This window comes from Egicoccus halophilus (assembly GCF_004300825.1).
Lineage (GTDB): Bacteria > Actinomycetota > Nitriliruptoria > Nitriliruptorales > Nitriliruptoraceae > Egicoccus > Egicoccus halophilus.
On record NZ_CP036250.1, the window covers coordinates 1,335,482 to 1,348,632 of the forward strand.

At 73.3% G+C, this 13,151-nt stretch carries 13 protein-coding genes and 2 tRNA genes; 6 read left to right on the forward strand and 9 right to left on the reverse strand.

What is annotated here, in order from left to right:
• Genes ELR47_RS06025 through ELR47_RS06035 form a run of 3 tightly spaced genes read left to right on the forward strand, consistent with a single transcriptional unit; the run spans window position 1 to window position 4,309 of the window.
• Window positions 1–1,347, forward strand: a complete 1,347-nt coding sequence (locus ELR47_RS06025) for a 3-oxoacyl-ACP reductase (RefSeq protein ID WP_130649074.1) — start codon at window positions 1–3, stop codon at window positions 1,345–1,347.
• 2 nt (window positions 1,348–1,349) lie between these two features.
• Window positions 1,350–2,330: a MaoC/PaaZ C-terminal domain-containing protein gene (locus ELR47_RS06030; protein ID WP_130649075.1), complete on the forward strand. Its 981-nt coding sequence runs from the start codon at window positions 1,350–1,352 to the stop codon at window positions 2,328–2,330.
• The gene (locus tag ELR47_RS06035; protein WP_130649076.1) at window positions 2,327–4,309 is read left to right on the forward strand and encodes an acyl-CoA dehydrogenase family protein; all 1,983 of its coding nucleotides are present in this window, start codon (window positions 2,327–2,329) and stop codon (window positions 4,307–4,309) included. The genes ELR47_RS06030 and ELR47_RS06035 overlap by 4 nt, the downstream gene beginning before the upstream one ends.
• 46 nt (window positions 4,310–4,355) lie before the next feature.
• Here ELR47_RS06035 and ELR47_RS06040 read toward each other — a convergent pair whose 3' ends face one another.
• From ELR47_RS06040 to ELR47_RS06060, 5 genes are all read right to left on the reverse strand, one after another.
• Window positions 4,356–5,117, reverse strand: coding sequence for a GAF and ANTAR domain-containing protein (locus tag ELR47_RS06040; protein WP_130649077.1), 762 nt, complete (start codon window positions 5,115–5,117; stop codon window positions 4,356–4,358).
• A gap of 91 nt (window positions 5,118–5,208) precedes the next feature.
• Window positions 5,209–6,267 carry an ABC transporter ATP-binding protein gene (locus ELR47_RS06045; RefSeq protein ID WP_130649078.1) on the reverse strand — a complete coding sequence of 353 codons (1,059 nt, stop codon included), beginning with the start codon at window positions 6,265–6,267 and terminating at the stop codon, window positions 5,209–5,211.
• The gene (locus ELR47_RS06050; protein ID WP_130649079.1) at window positions 6,268–7,968 is read right to left on the reverse strand and encodes an ABC transporter permease; all 1,701 of its coding nucleotides are present in this window, start codon (window positions 7,966–7,968) and stop codon (window positions 6,268–6,270) included.
• Window positions 7,932–9,050, reverse strand: a complete 1,119-nt coding sequence (locus ELR47_RS06055) for a thiamine ABC transporter substrate-binding protein (RefSeq protein WP_130649080.1) — start codon at window positions 9,048–9,050, stop codon at window positions 7,932–7,934. The genes ELR47_RS06050 and ELR47_RS06055 overlap by 37 nt, the downstream gene beginning before the upstream one ends.
• A 9-nt stretch (window positions 9,051–9,059) precedes the next feature.
• Complete coding sequence (locus tag ELR47_RS06060) at window positions 9,060–9,737, reverse strand: thiamine diphosphokinase (protein WP_130649081.1); 678 nt, start codon at window positions 9,735–9,737, stop codon at window positions 9,060–9,062.
• 322 nt (window positions 9,738–10,059) lie between these two features.
• On the opposite strand from ELR47_RS06060, the gene ELR47_RS06065 reads away from it, so the two are divergent.
• Complete coding sequence (locus tag ELR47_RS06065) at window positions 10,060–10,698, forward strand: SDR family oxidoreductase (protein WP_130649082.1); 639 nt, start codon at window positions 10,060–10,062, stop codon at window positions 10,696–10,698.
• On the opposite strand, the gene ELR47_RS06070 is transcribed toward ELR47_RS06065, so the two are convergent.
• The gene (locus tag ELR47_RS06070) at window positions 10,676–11,125 is read right to left on the reverse strand and encodes a DnaJ family domain-containing protein (RefSeq protein WP_130649083.1); all 450 of its coding nucleotides are present in this window, start codon (window positions 11,123–11,125) and stop codon (window positions 10,676–10,678) included. The genes ELR47_RS06065 and ELR47_RS06070 overlap by 23 nt on opposite strands.
• Before the next feature lie 98 nt (window positions 11,126–11,223).
• Here ELR47_RS06070 and ELR47_RS06075 point away from each other — a divergent pair, with 98 nt between their 5' ends.
• On the forward strand, window positions 11,224–11,418 hold the full coding sequence (locus ELR47_RS06075; protein ID WP_130649084.1) for a PspC domain-containing protein: 195 nt from the start codon (window positions 11,224–11,226) through the stop codon (window positions 11,416–11,418).
• A 17-nt stretch (window positions 11,419–11,435) separates the two neighbouring features.
• Here the strand turns inward: ELR47_RS06075 and ELR47_RS06080 are convergent, their stop codons facing one another.
• Both ELR47_RS06080 and ELR47_RS06085 read right to left on the reverse strand, forming a co-directional pair.
• Window positions 11,436–12,047, reverse strand: a complete 612-nt coding sequence (locus ELR47_RS06080) for a biotin transporter BioY (RefSeq protein ID WP_205745473.1) — start codon at window positions 12,045–12,047, stop codon at window positions 11,436–11,438.
• A gap of 147 nt (window positions 12,048–12,194) precedes the next feature.
• Window positions 12,195–12,266 (reverse strand) — tRNA-Gly (locus tag ELR47_RS06085).
• 192 nt (window positions 12,267–12,458) lie between these two features.
• Here ELR47_RS06085 and ELR47_RS06090 point away from each other — a divergent pair.
• Window positions 12,459–12,782 carry an HPF/RaiA family ribosome-associated protein gene (locus tag ELR47_RS06090; protein WP_130649085.1) on the forward strand — a complete coding sequence of 108 codons (324 nt, stop codon included), beginning with the start codon at window positions 12,459–12,461 and terminating at the stop codon, window positions 12,780–12,782.
• Window positions 12,783–12,900: 118 nt separating this feature from the next.
• Here ELR47_RS06090 and ELR47_RS06095 read toward each other — a convergent pair.
• Window positions 12,901–12,975, reverse strand: a tRNA-Pro gene (locus ELR47_RS06095).
• Window positions 12,976–13,151: the final 176 nt, after the last annotated feature.

Here is a 13,151-nt window from a genome sequence, read left to right on the forward strand (position 1 = left end):
GTGCCCGATCGCTACCAACAACTGGTCACCTCGTCGGTCGGCCGCCAGGTCGCCGACGCGCTGAGCCTGCCCGTGCCCCAGCCGCTGCGCCGGTACGCGCCCGGGCAGCCGCTGCTCGAGCACCCGGCCCTGGTCGGTGCGGCCGCGGGCGGGCGGCTGCTCGACGCGGTCCTCGGCGTCCTCACCGACGCCGACGCCGACGTCCACCGCGAGCCGCACGAGGACGAGACGGTCCGCTACGGCGCACTGGTGTTCGACGCCAGCGGCATCGACGACAGCGCGCGGCTGCGCGAGCTGTACACCTTCTTCGCCGCCGCGATCCGTCGTACCGCCCCCAACGCCCGGTTGCTCGTACTCGCGGGCGCGACCGACGAGGGCAGCGTGCGGCGACGCACCGCCCAGCGCGCCATCGAGGGCTTCACCCGCTCGCTCGGCAAGGAGCTGCGGCAGGGCTCGACCTGCAACCTCGTGCGCATCGCCGAGGGCGCCGAGCACGAGGCCACCTCGACGCTGGCGTTCCTGCTCTCGGCGCGCTCGGCGTTCGTCGCCGGCCAGGTCGTGACGCTGCGACCGAGTGCCGGCGGCGAGATCGTCGTGGACGACCCCGCGCGGCCCCACACCGGACGCGTCGCGCTGGTCACCGGCGCGGCGCAGGGCATCGGCGCCTCGATGGCCGCCGTCCTGGCCCGTGACGGTGCCCACGTCGTGTGCGCCGACGTCCCGGCCCAGGGCGAGGCGCTCGCCCGGGTCGCCAACCACGTCGGCGGCAGCACGCTGCACCTCGACGTCACCGCCGAGGGCGCCCCGCAGGCGCTCGTCGACCACCTGCGCGAGCGGCACGGCGGCGTCGACGTCGTGGTCCACAACGCCGGCATCACGCGGGACAAGACGCTGGCCGGCATGGACGACGCCCGCTGGGACGCGGTCCTCGAGGTCAACCTCGTCAGCCAGGAGCGGCTCGACGAGGCGCTGCTCGACGCCGACCTGCTGCGCCCCGGTGGGCGCATCGTCGGCGTGTCGTCCATCGGTGGGATCGCCGGCAACCGGGGGCAGACCAACTACGGCGCCTCGAAGGCCGGCGTCATCGGCCGCGTGGAGGCGCTGGCGGACGAGCTCGCCGACCGGGACGCGACCAGCAACGCCGTCGCGCCCGGGTTCATCGAGACGGCGATGACCGAGCGCATGCCCGTCGGGGTGCGCGAGGCCGGCCGACGGATGAACAGCCTCAACCAGGGTGGCCGACCCGTCGACGTCGCCGAGGCCGTCTCGTGGCTCGCCGACGTGCGCTCGGGCGCCGTCAACGGTCAGGTCGTGCGGGTCTGCGGCCAGTCGCTGCTGGGGGCTTGACGATGGCCGACACGCCGCGCGACGACGTGGTCGAGCTGCCGGCCCTGCCCGGGCTCGGCCGGCTCTACGCCCGCTCCCTGGCCGGCCTGGCCGGCCTGGCCGGCCGCAGCGGCGACACGCTGCCCGAGCGGACGCTGGTGGTGTCCGACGTCGTGGTCGACCGCCGACACGTCGCCGACTACACGGCCGTCTGCGGCTTCGGGCTCGCCGACGCGGTCCCGCCGACCTACCCGCATCTGTTGGCGTTCCCGCTCGCGGTCCAGTTGATGGCGGCGCGGGACTTCCCCTTCGCCCTGCCCGGGCTGGTCCACGTGGCCCAACACGTCCATCAGCGCACCTCCATCCGTGTCGGGGATCGCCTCGAGCTCCGGGTGCGCGCCCGGCACCTGCGACCACACCGACGGGGCCGGCAGTTCGACGTCCTGGTCGAGATCGAGCGCGACGGCGAACCGGTGTGGAACGCCAGCAGCACCTACCTGCGTCGCGGATCCACCGGCACGGACGGTCCGGGCGGCACGGACGGTCCGGGCGACACGGACGGTCCGGGCCGCACGGAAGGAGCCACCAGCACGGACGGCCCCGCTCCCGCCGACACGACGAGCGAGCCCGGTCCGGCCGACGGCACACCACCGCCGACGGCCGTGTGGCGCCTCGAGGGTGGCCTCGGCCGCCGGTACGCCGCAGTGTCCGGCGACCGCAACCCCATCCACCTGCACCCGCTGACCGCGCGCCTGGGCGGCTTCTCCCGACCGATCGCGCACGGCATGTGGACCGCCGCCCGCTGTGTCGCCGCCGTGGCGGAGCGCCCGGCCGGTCCGGTCCGCCTCGACGTCGACTTCCGACAGCCCGTCCTGCTGCCTGCCACCGTCGCGCTGCACACCACGCGTACGGACGACGGCTGGCGTTTCACCCTGCGCGACCGGTCCGGCCGGAGACGGCATCTGACCGGGTCGCTCGCCCTCCCGTCAGGAGCATCCGCATGAGTGCCACCAGTGAGCTGCCGCCACTCGACGGCGAGCGCGTCACCGCCGAGCGCGTCCAGGCCCACCTCGACGGCCGCTGGGCCGAGGTGCGCGACCGCAGCCGGGAGGAGTTGCGCCACCCGCTGCTCGCCCCCGTCCACGGCCTGTCGCTCGAGGAGCATCGCCAGCGGACCATGGAGCAGGCCCGTCACCTCGCCAAGTCCGACGGTCCCGGCCTGCTGTTCCCCGAGCGGTACGGGGGTGGTGACGACCTCGGCGGCGCGCTGACGTCCTTCGAGATGCTGGCCCACGGCGACCTGTCCCTGATGGTCAAGGCCGGGGTCCAGTGGGGACTGTTCGGCGGCGCGATCCTCAACCTCGGTGGCGAGGAGCACCGTTCGCGCTACCTGCCCGAGGTCATCAGCCTCGACCTGCCGGGCTGCTTCGCCATGACCGAGACCGGTCACGGCTCCGACGTCCAGTCGCTGCGCACCACCGCCACCTACGACCCGGACACGCAGGAATGGGTCGTGCACACCCCCGACGAGGACGCCCGCAAGGACTACATCGGCAACGCCGCCCGCGACGGTCGGATGGCGGCGGTGTTCGCCCAGTTGATCACCGACGGTGCCTCGCACGGCGTGCACTGCTTCCTCGTCCCGATCCGTGACGAGCACGGTGAGGCGATGCCCGGCGTCACCATCGAGGACTGCGGCCACAAGGGCGGGCTCAACGGGGTCGACAACGGCCGTCTGCGCTTCGAGCAGGTCCGCGTGCCGCGGACCAACCTGCTCGACCGCTTCGGTCAGGTCGCCGAGGACGGCACCTACACCAGCCCGATCGAGCAGCCCTCCCGCCGCTTCTTCACCATGCTCGGGACCCTGGTCACGGGGCGGGCCAGCGTGTCGGGCTCCGCCCTCTCGGCCACCAAGACCGCCTTGACCATCGCGGTGCGCTACGCCGGGGTGCGCCGCCAGTTCCGGTCGCCCGACGGTGAGCGCGAGGCGGTGCTGTTCGACTTCCGACAGCACCAGCGGCGCCTGCTGCCGCTGCTGGCGAAGACCTACGCCCTGCACGCCGCCCAGCAGGACCTGCTGGAACGGTTGCACACCTCGTTCGCCGACGAGGAGGCGTCCGGGGAGATGACCGACCGCCAGGAGCTCGAGGCGCGCGCGGCGGGCATCAAGGCGGCCACCACCTGGCACGCCACCGAGGCGATCCAGACCAGCCGCGAGGCCTGTGGCGGCAACGGCTACCTGTCCGAGAACCGCCTGACGCAACTGAAGGCCGACACCGACGTCTTCACGACGTTCGAGGGTGACAACACGGTGCTCCTGCAGTTGGTCGCCAAGGGGCTGCTGACCGACTACCGCAGCGAGTTCGGTTCGATGGACACCTTCGGGATGGCGCGTTGGGTCGCGGACCAGCTCGTGGAGACCGTCGTCGAGCGCACCGCCGCACGACAGCTGTGGCAGTCGATCACGGGCATCGTCAGCCGCGACGAGGACACCGACCTGCACGACCGGGCATGGCAGCTGCAGACCTTCGCCTGGCGCGAGCAGCACGTCATCGCCGGGGTGGCACGTCGTCTCAAGGCCGGCGTGGACGCCGGTGGCGACGGCTTCGACGTCTTCAACGACGTCCAGGACCACGTCCTGCTCGCGGCGCGGGCCTCGGTCGACCGGGTGGTGCTCGAGAGCTTCGCGGCCCGGATCGAGGCCTGCGAGGACACCGAGGTGGCGGCGCTGCTCGACCGGCTCTGTGACCTCTACGCCTTGAGCGTCATCGAGGCGGAACGCGGCTGGTACCTCGAGCACGGACGCTTCGACGCGCAGCGCTCGAAGGCCGTCACGGCAGCGGTCAACGAGCTGTGCACGCAGCTGCGGCCGTTCGCGTCGGTGCTGGTGGACGCCTTCGCCATTCCCGACGAGGCGGTCGGCGCGCCGATCGCGTTGGGCGACGAACACGCCCGGCAGGCCATGCGTGACGCGGCGGGCTGATCCGCGCGTGCCCCGGCGCCGCCCAGCTCCTCGGCGCCGGGCGCGCTCAGCCGTCGGTGAGGCTGCCCACGATCTGCTCGGCGACGTCGTGCAGGGTCCGGCTGGTCGCCTCGGCGGTCCGTTCGAGCAGTGAGGCGGCCGTCCGGGCGTCACAACCCCGGTCCGCCATCAGGACGCCGACGGCCTGGTGGAGGACGGCGATCTCCTGCAGGCGCCGCTCGTGCTGTTGTGCGAGACGTTCCGAGCCGAGCAGGGCGCGCGCGTTGGCCAGCGCAGCGCCGACGGCGGGGACGAGCCGGCGACATCGGTCGAGGTCGTCCTCGTCGAGCCCGTGCGGTTGCGCGGCGAACAGGTTCAGCGCCCCCTGTACTGCACCGCCGGCGTGCAGGGGCAGTCCCGCGACGCAGCGGAAACCGGCGGTCTCCGCGGCAGCGTTGAAGGCCGGCCACCGCTCGTCCTCGCGGACGTCGGTGACGAGCTGGCGCTCGCCGGTCTCGAACGCCACGACGCAGGGGCCGAGGTGCTCGCGGTGCTCGAGCTCGTCGACCCGTTGCGCCCGCGGGTCGGTGCTGACGGCGGTCGTGTACGCGCCATCCTCGTCGAGCGTGGTGACGCTCACGGCATCGACGTGGGGGACGGCCAGACGGATGCCGGCGACGACCTCGAGCAGGACCTCGCGCAGTTCCGTCCCGTCGATCAGCAGATGCCCGAGATGCTGCAGTGCGGCGGCATACGCGCCGTCGGCGGGCATCGCGGCGAGATCGAGCCTCTCGACACGCCGCGGCTCGGGGCGATCGCCCTGCTGCACCGGGAACTCCTTCGGGCGACGTCCTCCGCGACCTCGAGGCCGTGTTCCCGGGTCGGGACGGTGCGGGCCACGATAGCCGCACCGTCCGGCGTCATCCGCCGGAGGCACGACCAGCGAACAGGTGCACACGCGTGGGGTCGAGACGCAGGCGCACCGGCGTTCCGGGCCGGCCGGCCCGCTCGCCGCGCGGGGCCGGTACCTCCCAGGTCCGTCCGGCGGCCGCGACCACCAGCAGGGTGCGGTCGGCCGCGAACCGTCGCCGGACGACGACCCCGTCGAGTCCGGGGCCCTCGTGCGCGCCGCTCCCGGCGCCGCCCCCGGGCAACAGGTCGAGGGCGTCGGGGAGCACGAGCAGTCGTCCCGCCCCCTCGCGTGCCCCCGGCAGCGGGACCGGGCCGAACGGCGAGTCCGCCCGGCCGTCGGCGACCCGGACGTCGACCACCTGGTCGAGCCCGAGGAAGCCGGCCACGAACTCGTCGACCGGCTGCGACCACAACACCGGTGGCTCGGCCACCTGCAGCAACCGTCCGGCTCGCATCACCGCCACCCGGTCGGCCAGCGTGAGCGCCTCGTCCTGGTCGTGGGTGACGTAGAGCACGCCGCAGCCGACGCGGCCGAACACCTCGGGCAACTGCGCCAGCAGCTGGTCCCGCAGGGCACGGTCCAGCGATCCGAGTGGCTCGTCGAGCATCAGCAGTCGGGGGTGGACGGCCACGGCGCGTGCCAGCGCCACCCGTTGCTGCTCGCCGCCGGAGAGTTCGGTCACCTCGCGTCGCTCGGCGCCCGCGAGCTCCACCAGGGCAAGGGCCTCGCGGGTGCGCGCGGTGACGACGTCGGCCGGCAGCCCCTGCATCCGTGGCCCGAAACCGACGTTGTCGCCGACGTCGCGGTGGGGGAACAGGGCGTGGTCCTGGAACATCAACCCGACGGGACGCTGGTCCGGGCGCCGCCCGGCGAGATCGTGCCCGTCGAGCACGATCGTGCCGTCGTCCAGCGGTTCGAGCCCGGCAACGGCCCGCAGCAGCGTGGACTTGCCGCAGCCGCTCGGACCGAGCACGGCCACGACCTCGCCGTCACCGACGGTGAGGTCGACGCCGTCGACGGCCAGCCGGTCGGCGTAGCGGATCCGGACGTCGTGCACCCGCAGCATCTAGAACCGTCCCACCTGGCCCACCCGGAGCCGATCGAGGACCGCGACCGCCGACGCGGTCACGAACATCAGGATCGTCGACATCGCCATCGCCTGGCCGAAGTTGGCCACGCCCGGCCGGCCCAGCAGCCGGAAGATCGCCACCGGCATGGTGGGCGTCTGCCCCCGGGCGAGGAACACCGTGGCGCCGAACTCGCCGACCGCGATCGCGAACGAGAACCCGACGGCGGCGAGCACGGCCCGGCCGACGATCGGCAGGTCGACCTCCCGCCACACGCGCCGTGGTGTCGCCCCCAGGGTCGCGGCCGCGTCACGCAGGCGCTGGTCGATGGAGCGCAGCACCGGGAGCAACGTGCGGACCACGAACGGCGTGGCGATCAGCGCCTGCGCCGCCGGGACCAGCAGCAGCGAGCCGCGCAGGTCCAGCGGCGGCCGGGCCAGCGCGAGCAGGAAGCCGAAGCCGACGGTCGCCGCCGAGGTGCCCAGCGGCAGCATCAGGGCCCGGTCGAGCACGCGCCCGGCACGTCCCGGTCGGGAGGCCGCCGTGGCGGCACAACCGCCGACCACCAGCGCCACGAGGGCTGCTGCCAGCCCGAACACGACCGAGTTGCGGATCGCCTCGAGCGGCGCGACCGCCAGCACGGTGCTGCGCTGGTCGCTGAACAGCGCCCGGTAGTGCGCGAAGCCGTAGCCGCCGTCGACGGCGAGTGAGCGTTCCACGAGGACGAGCAACGGGGCGAGCACGAGGAGCACGATCACGGCCAGGTTGACGGCCAGGAACAGCCGCTCGCCGACGGTGCGTGGCGGTCGGGCGGTGCTGCCCGCGCTGCGCAACGGCTGGCGGGTGACGCGGCGCTGCAGTCGGCCGTAGGCGACCAGCGCCGCGGTCACCGCGGCCAGTTGCAGCAGCGCCAGCACCGACGCCAGCGGGAGGTTCAGCAACTGCACCGTCGCCCGGTAGATCTCGACCTCGATGGTCGCCCGCCCGGGGCCCCCCAGGATCAGCACGACCCCGAACGAGGTGAACGTGAACAGGAACACGATCGCCGCCGAGGACGCGACCGCCGGACGCAGCAGCGGCCAGGAGACCTCCCGGAACACCCGCCAGCGTGAGGCGCCCAGCGTTCGTGCGGCGTCCTCCAGCCGCGGGTCGAGGTGCTCCCACAGGCCACCGACGCTGCGGACCACCACCGCGTAGTTGAAGAACACGTGGGCCAGCAGGATCGCGGTCACGGTCCGGCGCAGGTCGAGGGTCGGTGCCGCCTCGCCCAGCAGCGCGACCGAGGCCGCGTTGACCGGACTACGTGGGCCGAGCAGTGCCAGGAAGGCACTGCCGACGACCACGGTGGGCAGGACGAACGGCACCATGACGGCAGCCCGCAGGGCGGCCCGCCCCCGGAACCGCAGGCGGGTCAGGGCATAGGCGCCCGGCAGACCCAGCACCAGCGTCAAGGCCGTCGAGGCGGCGGCCTGCCACAGGGTGAACCACGCGACGCGCAGGGTCCCCGGATCGGACAGGACCCTCGGCAGCGTGCCGAGATCGAGGCGTCCCTCGGGCCGCAGGCCGGTGAGCACGATCGTGCCCGCCGGCAGCACGAAGAAGACGGCGAGGAAGAGCGCCGGCACGGTGAACGGCAGCCACCGTGCCGCGCGCTCGCGGAGGGTCACCGCAGGACCGTGCTCGTCCAGGCCTCGATCCATGCGTCGCGGCCCTCGCCGATCGTCTCGGGGGCGAGCTCCAGCGGGTCGTCGGGCAGCACCGCGTGGGTCTCGAACACCTCGGGCAGCGACGCGTCGGTGCGCACCGGGAAGACGAACATCGTCAGCGGCAGCTGCTCCTGGAACTCCGGCCCGATCAGGAAGTCGATCAGCAGACGCGCCTCGGCCTCGTGCTCGGTGCCCTGCAGGATCCCGGCGAACTCGACCTGGCGGAAGCAGGACGCCTCGATCACGCCGGTCGGTGCCTCGTCGGGCGGCGGGTCGGCGTAGTACACCTCGGCCGGCGGGCTCGACGCGTAGGAGACCACCAGTGGACGGTCGCCCTCACCGGTGGCGCTGAACTCGTCGTAGTAGGCCTCCGACCAGCCGTCGGTGACCAGCACGTCGTTGTCGACCAGCGCCTCCCAGAAGTCGAGGTAGCCGTCCTCGCCGAAGCGTTCGACCGTGGCCAGCAGGAAGGCGAGCCCGGGGGAGGAGGTGGCCGGGTTCATGACCGCCAGCCGGCCGGCGTAGGCCTCGTCGGTCAGGTCGGCGAGGTCGTCGGGCAGAGGGACGTCGTTCTCCTCGAACCAGGCCCGGTCGTAGTTCAGGCACACGTCGCCGCGGGTGACCGGCGTGACCCGGTGCTCGTCGTCGAGGACGAACTGCTCGTCGACCTGCTCCAGCTCCGGTGACTCGTAGGCCACGAACAGGTCGGCCTCGAGTGCCCGCGAGAGGAAGGTGTTGTCGACGCCGAAGAGCACGTCGCCCAGCGGCGCGTCACGGGTGAGGATGGCCTGGTTGACCGTCGCGCCGGCGTCCCCGGCAGGCGCGAGGTCCACGCCGATGCCGCTCTCGTCGGTGAACGCGGCCAGGACCTCCTCGTCGACGTCGAACGAGTCGTGGGTCATCAGCACGAGCGTGGTCTGCTCGATGGTGTCGGGCGGCGGCGACATGTCGTCCGCACCGGTCTCGTCCTCGGTCGGTTCGGGATCGTCGATCGCGGCCGGGTCCTGTTGCTGACAGGCCGCGGCCAACATCGCCAGCGCGGTGGCGCCGGCCAGGGTGCGCGCTCGTGTGCGCATGCCTACTCCTCAGGCGGGTTCGGGATCGGTCGGTCCGGGCTGTACGGCCAGCAGGACGCCGGCACGCACGCGCACGGTGGCGCGATCCGACAGGAAGGAATTGCTGATGCCACGCGTCGACCCGGCGGCGAGGTCCTCGTCGCGCAGGGCGAACCGCAGGCCCTCGGTCGTGATGCCACGGGCGTCGCCGGCGACCGGGAGCAGGCTGACGAGGTCGCCAGCCGTGCCGTGCAGCGTCCGATGCTCGCGCACCACCGTGATGGTGGCGCCGGCGACCCGTGCCGTGAGCTCGATCGCGGCGTAGGCCGACGACGCCAGGACCAGGGCGTTGCCGAGCAGGTGGTCGAGGCGACCGCCGTGGCCGCCCAGCAGGGTCACCCGGGCGGGGGCGAGCCCCACCGCCACATCCAACGCGATCGCCAGGTCCGTGCGGTCCTTGTCCACCGGATGCTGCTGGACCGGCACACCGTCGGCGCGGATCGCGGCCAGTTGCGCGGCGTCCACCGAGTCGAGGTCACCGACGAGCAGGTGGACGGGCAGGCCGTGGTCGCGGGCCAGGTGCAGTCCCGAGTCCGCGGCGATCACGAAGGCCCGCGACGGCAGCTCGGGCAGCCCGTGTCCGGGCAGCGGGTCCCCACCGAGGAGCACCACGACGTCGGCCGGGTCGGCCGCTGGGTCCATCAGCATCGTGGCACCTCCCTCCGCCGGCATTACCCGGCTCAGGTTCCACGGGTCGGTGACGCTCTCCCGTTCGTCGCGCACGGTGGCACGGCGGACGCACGAGGAGGCGGTCACCCTCTCAGCCCGGCTGTCCCGAGCTCCCCGGGTGTCGTCGCGTCGGGCGGCCAGGTCGCCGCCACGCCGGCCAGCCTATCCCGTCGCTAGCGTCGGTCGGGACCCGGCCCCGGAGCGTGGCGTCACGACGGCCGTGCCCGCCGACCACGGGCCGCGCCTCGTCATCCCCGCGTCCTCCCGCCCTCGTCCGTCCCGCGTCCCCAGGAGCAACCGCATGCGCGTCGCCATCGCCGGAGGCAACGGCACCATCGCCCGCCACCTCGCCCGGATCCTCACCCAGAACGGCGACGAGGTCCGTTCGATCGTGCGCCGGACCGAGCAGTTCGAGCAGATCCGGGAGCACGGCGCGGAGCCGGTCCTGTGCGACCTCGAGGAAGCCGACGCCGAAGCGCTGGCCGAGGCCGTCGGGCAGGTCGACGCCGTGGTGTTCGCCGCCGGGGCGGGACCCGGCAGCGGCCCCGAGCGCAAGGAGACCGTCGACCACGGTGGTGCGGTGAAGCTGATCGAGGCAGCCAGGCTCGCCGGCGTCTCGCGCTACGTCATCGTCAGCTCGATCGGTGCCGACGCCGACCACCAGGGCGAGGAGGTGTTCGACGTCTACCTGCGGGCGAAGGGGCGTGCCGACGAGGCACTGGCCGCCAGCGGCCTGGACCACACGATCGTCCGACCGGTCGGACTGACCGACGAGCCCGGGACGGGCCGCGTCACCCTCGAGGCGTCCCCCGGGGCCGAGATCCCGCGCGAGGACGTCGCCGCCACCATCGCGGTCTGCCTCGCCGAGCCGGCCACGATCGGACAGCGCTTCGACCTGGCCGGCGGCGACACGCCGATCAGCGAGGCGCTGGCGGGCTGATCCGGGCCTCGGGTGCGGCGTCCGACGGCTGGCCGCGCCCGCGCCGCCACGCTTGCAGCACCGTCTCGACGTCCACGACCCCGATCGAGGTCGACGGACCGAAGGTGACGGTCGAGTTGACGCGACGGATGCGGGCGTTGAGCGCCTCGAGGATGTCGCGCGCCTGCGCCTCGGAGCGTGCCTCGGTGACCCGCTGCATGGCCTCGTCGCGTTCGTGCCGGATGGCCAGCGCGGGCGGCAGGGTCGCGATCCGCTCCCGCTCGAGCTTCTTCCTGATCCACCAGTTCTCGTCCCGCGGCGCGTGCAGGTCGTCGATCGGTCGCCCCGCCCCCGGCAGGCCGTCGAAGTCGCCGCGTTCCTGCGCCTGACGGATCTGTCGTTCGATCCACGACTCCCAGCTCACGCCGGTCGGCTTGCGTTCGGTCACCCCGACCCCGTTCGTCGTCGTCGGTCGCCTGGCAGGGTGACAGGCGACCGACGACCGTGCACGCCGTGCGTGCGCGACACCTGGACCAGGAGGACACCATGGGCCGTAGTGACCGACTCGACCGACCGGGACGCCGGGACGGACGACTGATCGCCGGTGTGTGCAGCGGTATCGCGCAGCACTACGGGTTCAGCCCGTTCCTGGTTCGGCTGCTGTTCGTGATCTTCGCGATCACGGGTGCGAGCGAACTGGCCTACCTGGTCCTGTGGATCGTGATGCCCAAGCGTCGCTGAGCGATCGGGGCACGCGCTCAGGCGCCGGTGTGCCGTGCCCGCAGCGGTGACCGGCGCCGCTGCACACCCCGGACCAGGGCCCAGGTCGCCGGCAGGACGCCGGCGGCCGCCAGCAGCTTGACCGCGTCCCCGAGCAGGAACGGCACCACACCGGCGGCGATCGCCTCGACGGGGGACAGGCCGAGCACCAGGGCCAGGCCGGTCGCGCCACACGCCCAGATCACCAGGTTGCCGGCCGCCATGGCGAGCACCACCCGACCCGGGCGGTCGGTCCCCAGGCGGCGTGCCAGGGTGCCCACGAGGGCGGCCGCGGCCACGAAGCCGACGATGTAGCCGATCGTGTGCGGACCGGCGCCCGAGAACCACGGCAGGCCGACGACGCCGAGGGCGAGGTAGAGCAGCGAGCCGACGGCGGCCCGTCCGCGGCCCAGCGCCAGCGCACCGGCCAGGACCGCGAAGGTCTGTGCCGTGAAGGGCACGGTCGTTCCCGGCAGGGCGAACTGCATCTGCGCCGACGCGGCGATGGCACCCGCGAAGCCGACCGCGAGCAGGCCGTCGCGGACCCAGGTCCCGGGGATCACGTCGCTCAGGACGTGGTGGTCGGTGCTGCTGCTCGCGACACTGGACACGACGGCGCTCCCTCACAGGTGGCTGGGCGACGGCGCGCAGCCTAGGCGGGTGGCGCCGCCGGGCGGTAGCCCGCGCCGTCCAGCTCGACGGCCTTCACCCACGGCCGCGCCCGGGACCCGCACGGCAGGTCTCGGGCGCGCATTCGGAGCGGGTGAAGGGAATCGAACCCTCATCACCAGTTTGGAAGACTGGAGCTCTAGCCATTGAGCTACACCCGCGAGGTGCCCACGGAGCGTAGCGAACGTGCCGGACGCGTCGCCCGGCCCGGTCGGCGGACCGCATCGGCGGGCACCCGACCCGGGCCGCGCGGCCTACCGTCGCCCTCGACGGGTGCGCGCCCGCCGATGCGGTCCGCCGCTCCCGTCTCACCGTCCGATCCCGACCGTCCGACCGAGCGAGGTAGCGAGCCCATGACGACCATCGCGGAGCGACTGCGCATCGTCCCCGAGTTCCAGCCCGAGGACTACGACCGCGTCACCGAGATCCTCTCCGGCAAGCTCGACCGGCGCCTGCAGCGCTGGGAGGCGGAGCAGGTCGAGCTCGAGATCTCCGTCAAGGGCCGCGACAGCGATCAGCAGCGCGTCGCGCTCGAGTGCTGGATCAGCGGGCTGCCCAAGCTGGTGGCGACTTCCACCGAGCGTCGGCTCGACACCGCGGTCGGCGAGGTCCGCGACGACCTGTTCCGTCAGATCGACAAGCACGTGACCAAGCAGGAGTCCTCGCGCCGTCGCTGACGGTGACGCCGGTCAGGCCCCGGTGCCCTCCGTCCCTGCGCCCCGGTCGCGTCGAGCGAAGGGCGCGCCGGCGAGGCCGATCGTCGGCGCGGGGACGTGTCCGCCGGAGGCGGATCGGTCGGGGTGGCCGGATTCGAACCGGCGGCCTCCTGCTCCCAAAGCAGGCGCGCTAACCAAGCTGCGCCACACCCCGTGGCGGCGCGGAGCCTATCGCTCCGCCACGTCGCCGCCGCGCGCCGGATGGACACGACGCGTCCGAGATGGAACGATCGCGGTCCCGACCGGCGGCGGCCGGCGTGCCGGCATGCCCGACGAGGCGCCGCGGCCGAGTGCCGTACCGTCCCGCACCACCCTCGCCGTCGGGAGCCA

Bases quoted from the DNA above. Each gene is read 5' to 3' on its own strand.
- ELR47_RS06055 (WP_130649080.1), bottom strand. From the start codon at position 9,050: ATGCGCACACGAGCGCGCACCCTGGCCGGCGCCACCGCGCTGGCGATG.
- ELR47_RS06090 (WP_130649085.1), top strand. From the start codon at position 12,459: ATGACGACCATCGCGGAGCGACTGCGCATCGTCCCCGAGTTCCAGCCC.
- ELR47_RS06045 (WP_130649078.1), bottom strand. From the start codon at position 6,267: ATGCTGCGGGTGCACGACGTCCGGATCCGCTACGCCGACCGGCTGGCC.
- ELR47_RS06035 (WP_130649076.1), top strand. From the start codon at position 2,327: ATGAGTGCCACCAGTGAGCTGCCGCCACTCGACGGCGAGCGCGTCACC.
- ELR47_RS06030 (WP_130649075.1), top strand. From the start codon at position 1,350: ATGGCCGACACGCCGCGCGACGACGTGGTCGAGCTGCCGGCCCTGCCC.
- ELR47_RS06075 (WP_130649084.1), top strand. From the start codon at position 11,224: ATGGGCCGTAGTGACCGACTCGACCGACCGGGACGCCGGGACGGACGA.
- ELR47_RS06050 (WP_130649079.1), bottom strand. From the start codon at position 7,968: ATGGATCGAGGCCTGGACGAGCACGGTCCTGCGGTGACCCTCCGCGAG.
- ELR47_RS06065 (WP_130649082.1), top strand. From the start codon at position 10,060: ATGCGCGTCGCCATCGCCGGAGGCAACGGCACCATCGCCCGCCACCTC.
- ELR47_RS06060 (WP_130649081.1), bottom strand. From the start codon at position 9,737: ATGCTGATGGACCCAGCGGCCGACCCGGCCGACGTCGTGGTGCTCCTC.